Raw genomic sequence first — 1464 nt, 5'->3', positions numbered from 1 at the left:
TGGTGTCGCTGGTGCCCTCGCTGACCGAGGCGGTGGCGGTGACCCGGCCCGGGCTACTGGTCGGGGCCACCGACTGGTGCAGCCACCCGGCCGACCTGGACGTGCCTCGGGTCGGCGGCACCAAGTACCCCGACCTGGACCGGATCCGCGCGCTGCGTCCCGACCTGGTCCTGCTCAACGTCGAGGAGAACCGGCGCGAGGACGCCACCGCGCTGGCCGCCGCGGGCGTACCGGTCCGGGTGACCTACCCGCGCACCGTGGACGGGGCGCTGATCGAGCTGGCCGATCTGCTCCGCGACCTGGGCGCGCCAGCGGAGCCCGACTGGCTGGCCGAGGCCCGCCGTGCCTGGGCCGGGTTGCCGCGGACCCCGGTCGCCCGGCGGGCGGTGGTGCCGGTCTGGCGGCGCCCCTGGGTGGTGCTCGGCGCCGACACGTTCGCCGGGGACGTGCTACGCCGGCTCGGGGTATCCAATCTGTACGCCGACCAGCCGGACCGTTATCCCCGGCCCAGCCTGGAACAGCTGCGCGCCGACGCACCGGACCTGGTCGTGCTGCCGGACGAGCCGTACCGGTTCACCCGCGACGACGGGCCGGAGGCGTTTCCGGGCGTCCCCTGCGCCCTGCTGTCCGGGCGGCATCTGACCTGGTACGGCCCGTCGCTGGCCGAAGCCCCCACGGTGCTGGCCGGCCAGCTCGCCGACCGGGTTCTCGCCGACTGACCCTCGGTCCTGGGCTAGAGGGGTCCAAGGTCCCGCCCGGCCCGGCCCGGTGGCCCTGCCGGCACCATGCCCTGCGGGCGTCCAATGAAGGTGCCACCGGGACAGCGGTGCGGAGCACAGAAGGGACGTGGACACGATGACCGCGATGATCGAGCGGAACACCGTCGCCATCAACACCCCGGGGGCCGCGACCGACCGGGAGCGGACCATCCGGGAACGGGCCACCCGCTACCTGCTCGCCGGGCTCCGCCTGGCGCTGGGTTGGATCTTCCTCTGGGCCTTCCTGGACAAGCTGTTCGGCCTGGGGTTCGCCACCGAGGCGAAGAACGCCTGGCTCAACGGGGGCAGCCCGACCAAGGGCTTCCTCACCTTCGGCGCCACCGGCCCGTTCCAGGGGTTCTACAACGGCATCGCCGGCGCGGCCTGGGCCGACTGGCTGTTCATGATCGGTCTGGCGGCCATCGGTACCGCGCTGATGCTCGGCATCGGGGTGCGCGTCGCCGCTGCGGCCGGCGGCCTGCTGCTGGTGCTGATGTGGACGGCCGTCCTGCTCCCCGCGAACAACCCCTTCATGGACGACCACCTGATCTACGCCGGGGTGCTGGCCCTGCTCGCGGTGACCAACGCCGGCGACACCTGGGGCCTGGGCCGCACCTGGGCGCGGCTGCCGATCGTCCGGCGGTTCGGCTGGCTCCGCTGACCTGATCACCTCCCCCGCGCGGCGGGCGTCACCACCGGTGACGCC

The 1464-nt window shown here is 73.8% G+C and carries 2 protein-coding genes; both read left to right on the top strand.

The window, feature by feature from the left end; translation table 11 throughout:
• Nucleotides 1–2: 2 nt before the first annotated feature.
• Entirely contained in the window at nucleotides 3–719 is a 717-nt protein-coding gene (locus AB0M52_RS33940; protein ID WP_363961985.1) for a helical backbone metal receptor, read from the top strand.
• Nucleotides 720–855: 136 nt separating this feature from the next.
• Nucleotides 856–1419 (top strand): hypothetical protein, encoded by a 564-nt coding sequence (locus AB0M52_RS33935; protein ID WP_363961983.1) that lies wholly within the window; start codon nucleotides 856–858, stop codon nucleotides 1417–1419.
• Nucleotides 1420–1464: the final 45 nt, after the last annotated feature.

This window comes from Micromonospora sp. NPDC051296 (assembly GCF_040682255.1).
Taxonomy (GTDB): Bacteria; Actinomycetota; Actinomycetes; order Mycobacteriales; family Micromonosporaceae; genus Micromonospora; species Micromonospora craterilacus.
This window is presented reverse-complemented; position numbering and strand designations above follow the sequence as displayed.